Annotated in this window: 4 protein-coding genes and 4 tRNA genes; all 8 read left to right on the forward strand. The window is 59.7% G+C overall.

Features of this window, described 5'->3' with window-relative positions; translation table 11 throughout:
* The first annotated feature begins 758 nt into the window (after positions 1-758).
* The 8 genes from A11A3_RS16885 (at position 759) to A11A3_RS16920 (ending at position 5,521) form a co-directional block, all read left to right on the forward strand.
* Positions 759-2,441, forward strand: coding sequence for an AMP-binding protein (locus A11A3_RS16885; RefSeq protein WP_051011852.1), 1,683 nt, complete (start codon positions 759-761; stop codon positions 2,439-2,441).
* Positions 2,441-3,406: a bifunctional biotin--[acetyl-CoA-carboxylase] ligase/biotin operon repressor BirA gene (birA, locus tag A11A3_RS16890; RefSeq protein WP_008930553.1), complete on the forward strand. Its 966-nt coding sequence runs from the start codon at positions 2,441-2,443 to the stop codon at positions 3,404-3,406. The genes A11A3_RS16885 and birA overlap by 1 nt, the downstream gene beginning before the upstream one ends.
* Positions 3,403-4,128, forward strand: coding sequence for a type III pantothenate kinase (locus tag A11A3_RS16895; RefSeq protein WP_008930554.1), 726 nt, complete (start codon positions 3,403-3,405; stop codon positions 4,126-4,128). The genes birA and A11A3_RS16895 overlap by 4 nt, the downstream gene beginning before the upstream one ends.
* 19 nt (positions 4,129-4,147) lie before the next feature.
* Positions 4,148-4,810, forward strand: a complete 663-nt coding sequence (locus A11A3_RS16900) for an SPOR domain-containing protein (protein ID WP_008930555.1) — start codon at positions 4,148-4,150, stop codon at positions 4,808-4,810.
* 68 nt (positions 4,811-4,878) lie between these two features.
* Positions 4,879-4,954 (forward strand) — tRNA-Thr (locus tag A11A3_RS16905).
* A 78-nt stretch (positions 4,955-5,032) separates the two neighbouring features.
* Positions 5,033-5,116: transfer RNA gene (locus tag A11A3_RS16910), tRNA-Tyr, on the forward strand.
* Positions 5,117-5,326: 210 nt separating this feature from the next.
* A tRNA-Gly gene (locus A11A3_RS16915) sits at positions 5,327-5,400 on the forward strand.
* Positions 5,401-5,445: 45 nt separating this feature from the next.
* A tRNA-Thr gene (locus A11A3_RS16920) sits at positions 5,446-5,521 on the forward strand.
* The last annotated feature ends 188 nt before the right edge of the window (positions 5,522-5,709 follow it).

Genomic DNA, 5,709 nt, shown 5'->3' on the forward strand with positions numbered 1-5,709 from the left:
GCACGTGGATACGGTGTTCTTCTCTCCCTACTCTTGGGTCCATGTGACACCCGATGCACCGCAGGTGCCAGGGTGAGGCGCCGCAGGCGTCCCGAAGGGATAACAAGCATGCTTGTTACCTAAGTAGGTCATCGTCAGGCTCTTAAATACAGAAAGGGCATCCCGAAAGGGGGGGCTTTTTTATATCTGATTCGCTTCGCTCACCCTTCGGGCCAGCCTGAAATGCGGCTGTTCGGCTTCACAAGCGAAGCACCTGGATACACTGATCTGCTCCCGCCTCCCGGCCTAAGTCAGTCATCACTCCCCGGACCGCGAATGAGCCAGCCCTTTCCGGCACCTTATATTCTCTCTCCCTCCTGGTGCCAAACCGCACAACGTCTTCGCCATGCTCGCCACCGTAAAACCCTGATCTTTCACTGACGCCAGTTCATTCCATCCCACGGCGGCCGGCACCGCAGAGCTGGGCCTGATTTGTGTGTATTCCTCCAGTAAACAAGCGTTTACCTTACATTTTCACAGTGCGGAAAGACTCCATTGCCGCAGGGGAAAGTGGTATGGTTGGGCCTTGCTGTCCCCGTGATGGTGCCCTGTGTCTGGTTGTTGCCGGGCGCGCAGTGGCGTTTTCCGGCCCGTGCACTGTTCGGTGCCGTGGGCTGGCGGGTTGCACACAACGAAATTTGCAGGGACGACCTGCATCGGCTTGCCCTGGCGGCGGGCCATGACATTGAAATTTTGGACTCTCGGGAAGGTTGAGAATGATGACAACAGGAAAAGACGTAATAACACCACTCAAGGCGCTGGCTCAGCGCTGCCAGAATCAGGGAAATGCCGTCGCTTTCGTACAGCCGCTGGGCGGCGGGCAGGTGCGTGAATATACCTGGAAGCAGATCGATGAAGAGGCCCGCAAAATCGCGGCCTACCTGCACGCCCAGGGTATGCAGCAAGGGGATCATGTGGCGCTGGTTTCCAAGAACTGCGCCGAGTGGATTATTACCGACCTGGCCATCTGGATGGCTGGTGGCATCAGTGTGCCCCTGTACCCGACGCTGGTGGCGGAAACCGTCCGCCAGATCATGGAACACAGTGAGTCCAAGTTCCTGTTTGTCGGCAAGCTGGATGACTGGGACATGATGAAGGCCGGGGTGCCCGAAGGGGTCAAGCAGATCGCCTTGAGCCTGGCGCCAACGGATGCCCTGGAGGCTTTCCCGAAATGGCCGGACATCATCCGTGATACCGCACCGTTGGCTGATGTGCATCAGCCCGAGCTCAGTGAACTGGCAACCATCGTTTATACCTCCGGGACTACTGGCATGCCCAAGGGCGTGATGCATGATTTCGCCTCACTTTCCACCGTTGGCGAGAAGATGATCAAGGTCTACAACCTGACGCCGGACGAGCGGATGATTTCCTATCTGCCGCTGTCCCATGTGGCTGAGCGAGTGGCGGTGGAAATTGCTGTGCTTTACGTGGGCGGCAAGATCTTTTTCGCCGAGTCCCTGGAAACCTTCGGCGAGGATATCAAGCGTGCCCAGCCGACCGTGTTCTTTGCGGTACCGCGGATCTGGTCCAAGTTCTACCAGAAAGCCTCTGACGCCCTGCCGCCCAAGAAGCTCAATCGCCTGTTGAAAGTGCCGTTCCTGAACAAGGTGATCAAGAAGAAAGTGCTGGGCGCCATGGGCCTGGATGAGTGTCGTATTGCCCTGTCCGGGGCGGCGGCCCTGTCTCCGGAAATCATCACCTGGTTCAAGAAGCTGGGGCTGGAGATTCTGGAAGTGTATGGCATGACCGAAAACCTGGCCTGGTCCCACACCACCGAAGAAGGTGACCAGCAAATTGGCTGGGTCGGCACACCTAACGACGGGGTGGAATGCCGTATCGGTGACGGTGGTGAAATCATGGTGCGCAGCTTGGGTAACATGAAGGGCTACTACAAGCAGCCGGACAAGACGGCTGAAGATCTCACCGACGATGGCTGGTTGCACACCGGTGACGTGGGGGAAATTGACGGCAAGGGGCGCCTGCGCATCACCGGTCGCGTAAAGGAAATCTTCAAGACCGAGAAAGGCAAGTATGTGGCACCGGCGCCGATTGAAAACCGGTTGGCCACCCTGCCGGGCCTGGAGATGGCCTGTGTCATCGGTGAAGGCATGGGGCAGCCCATCGCCCTGCTCAACATCACACCGGAAGAGCAGGAGCGTCTGACCAAGGGGCATGAGAAAGAGCATTTCACCAAGGAGCTGGAGGCGCTGCTGGAGCGGGTCAACAAGGAGCTGGATCCCCATGAGCGCATGACCACGCTGGTGGTCTGCAAGGAAGCCTGGTCAGTGGAGAATGGCATGATCACGCCGACGCTCAAGCTCAAGCGTAATGTGATCGAAAAGCACTACGCCGAGCAGATCGCTGCCTGGTCCAAGACCCGAGGGGTCATTTGGGAAGCCTGATGACCGTCACCGAGGCGGATCAGCAATTGATCCGCCTGCTGGCTGATGGGCAGTTTCGCTCGGGCTCCGAACTGGGCGAAGCCCTGGGGATCTCCCGGGCCGGTATCTGGAAGCGAATGCAGCGACTGACAGACTGGGGGCTTGCGGTGGAGTCGGTGAAAGGCCGCGGCTACCGCCTCGCCTCCGCTTTGCAATTGCTGGATGCGGATGCCCTGGCGCAACGTTTCCAGGGGCGTGCCCGCTTCCATTATCACTGGGCCACCGGCTCGACCAATGCGGATGCCCTGGCGCTTGCCCGTGATGAGCTGCCGCGCATCGTGGTGGCGGAATATCAGCATGCCGGGCGCGGTCGACGGGGTCGTCAGTGGCAATCCCCCTTCGCGGCCAACCTTTATCTGTCTGTTCGCTTTCCGCTGGCGCGGGGGTTCTCCGCGCTGGGCGGGCTGAGTCTGGCAGTGGGGGTGGCGGTAGCCGAGGTGCTGGTTGCGGCGGTGCCAGGCCTGGATGTGGGGCTGAAATGGCCCAATGATTTGCTGGTCGGCCAGGCCAAGCTGGGCGGCATTCTGGTGGAGCTGGCCGGTGAAATGGATGGCCAGGTGGATGTGGTCATTGGTGTCGGCATCAATGGGCGCATGACGGCCAGCCAGGCCGAGCAGATTGATCAGCGCTGGACGGACCTTGCCAGTCACGCACGACAGATGCCGGACAGAACCGCGCTTTGCGGGGACCTGTTGTCGTCGGTGCTGGCCATGCTGGCGACCTTTTCCGAGCGGGGGTTTGTCCCTTTCATGGCACGCTTTGATCAGTATGACCTTTGTTGCGGGCGGTCGGTGCGCGTCCAGGCCGGCGATCAGCAGGAAGAGGGCGTTGCCCGGGGCGTAACCGAGGATGGCGCACTGCGCTTGCAGACAGCGAATGGAGAGCGTCTGCTGCACGGCGGCGAAGTCAGTTTGAGAATCCAATGAGTCGTTTATTTGTTGATGTGGGCAATACTGCCCTCAAATGGCGCTGGCGCGAGGGGGAGCGTTGCCAGCAAGGCGGCTGCCGCCACGAGCGTCAGTGGTCCGCCGTGATGGCAACCCTGCCAGTGGCTGATCAGGTCTGGGTTGCCTCGGTGGCCGGTAGTGAGGCCGATCAGGCCATTGCGGCCTGTCTCAAGGAACTTACCGGAGTGGCGCCGCAATTCTACTATTCCCGTGCCCAGCATCTGGGGGTTCGCAGTTGTTATCCGGAGCCTCGCCGGCTGGGGGCGGACCGCTGGGTGGCCATGGTGGAGTGTTATCAGCGCTTTGGTGCCAGTGTGGTGATTGATTGTGGCAGCGCTCTGACCATTGATGCGGTGGATGCGGATGGTCGCTTCCTGGGCGGTTATATCGTGCCGGGGCTGGGCATGTTGCGAAACGCGTTATTGCGTGACACGGCTGATGTCCATGTGGAGCCCGGCGGCGCCAGCCTGGCATTGGGGCAGTCCACCGGTCAGTGCGTTCATAACGGGTTGCTGCGCATGTCTGTGGCCTTCGTCACGGATGTGGTGGTTGAACTGCGTCAGACCCTTGCAGATACTTGCCAAGTGGTGGTCACCGGCGGTGATGCCGCCGAGCTGTCCAAGTCTTTTTCGTTTGATTTTCTGCATATGCCGGACCTGGTGCTGGACGGTCTGGAGCGCGTGGCCGCGCAACAACAATAAATTCGGGGGGTATCGCCTGGTGCGTTGGGTTTTCTACAGTCTACTGGTTCTCAACCTGGTCTACCTTGGCTGGCAGGTAACGCGCAGTCTGGCGCCTGCTGCGCCGCCGGTGTCGCTGTCTTCGCCGGCTTCAGGGGGCGGGGCTAACCTGCAGCTGCTCAGCGAGCAGCCTCAGCCGCGCCGGGATGGTTCACGCATGGCTGCCGGTGGCACCCTGTGCCCGGTCCTGGGGCCCTGGGCGGCCGGGCCGGACGCGCGGGCGGCGCTGGTGCAATTGCAGGCTGCTGGCGTAGCAGGGCACGTGCGCGCCGTCACGGTGAAGAAAGATCGTCTCAACTGGGTCTATCTGCCTCCCTACCAGGATCGCGACCGCGCCCTGGCTGTGCTGCGGGAGCTTCAGGACCATGGCGTGGACAGCTTTGTGGTCAAGGAGGGTGAGGACGCCAATGCCATTTCCCTGGGCTACTTCTCCAGCCAGGAATCCGCGGAAGGCCTGCGCCTGAAGATGCGTAATGCCGGTTATCCGGCCTTTGTGCGTGAAACCGCCAAGGATGTGACCGAATACTGGCTCTATCTGGCAGACAGAAGCGCAGAAAGCAATCAGGGCGTAAAAGCATTTTTGGAGGGGAATCAGCAGGTTAAGCTCGATCGCATGGCCTGTGACGCGCCGGCTGCGCAATAATTGGGCGATTGATGCGTCAGGCGATTGCGCCGCCGGATACCTTTCTATAGAATTCGCAACCCTTGTGAGCTGGCGTAGCTCAGTTGGTAGAGCAGCTGATTTGTAATCAGCCGGTCGGGGGTTCGACTCCTCTCGCCAGCTCCAGCTTCTCAAGGCCCAGAAAAACCCTTGAAAATCAGTTGACAAGCGGTTGGGGCGTAAAGAGAATGTAGGCCCTTTTCTGGAGGGGTTCCCGAGTGGCCAAAGGGATCAGACTGTAAATCTGACGCGAAAGCTTCGGAGGTTCGAATCCTCCCCCCTCCACCAGATGTTGGAAAGTGATCAGGCGCTTGCGGGCTTGATTGCTGAGTAAGGTTCCTCCGGTCTTAGTGCCGGGGGAGGGTTCGGACCGAAAGAGGTTCGACACGCCTGCGAAGCAGGCTGAACGCCATCCTCGGATGGCGGCCCGAAGGGCGGAGTCATCCTCCCCCCTCCACCAGATTTAAGCCGGAAGGCTGGCAAGGCATCGGAAGGTTCGCGGGCATAGTTCAATGGTAGAACCTCAGCCTTCCAAGCTGATGATGCGGGTTCGATTCCCGCTGCCCGCTCCAGCTCCGGAACAATTTGGTTGCCTGGCAAGGCGACGTGAAGGTTATGCTCATGTAGCTCAGTAGGTAGAGCACACCCTTGGTAAGGGTGAGGTCACCGGTTCAAATCCGGTCATGAGCTCCAATTTCCGGGCCCAGGTATATCCTGGGCCCGGCTTCATGTGTCTTGGCGGTGCCAAGGTGGTCTGTGACATGGCGTCATGGTCCTTTTTGTGTTTTTCCAGGCGAATAGACGGACGCCGTATGGCGGGAACGCACAGCCAAGTTGAGAGGTGAAGAGTCGTGGCAAAGGAAAAGTTTGAACGTAATAAA

The sequence above is a fragment of the Alcanivorax hongdengensis A-11-3 genome, from assembly GCF_000300995.1.
Classification (GTDB): Bacteria; Pseudomonadota; Gammaproteobacteria; order Pseudomonadales; family Alcanivoracaceae; genus Alcanivorax; species Alcanivorax hongdengensis.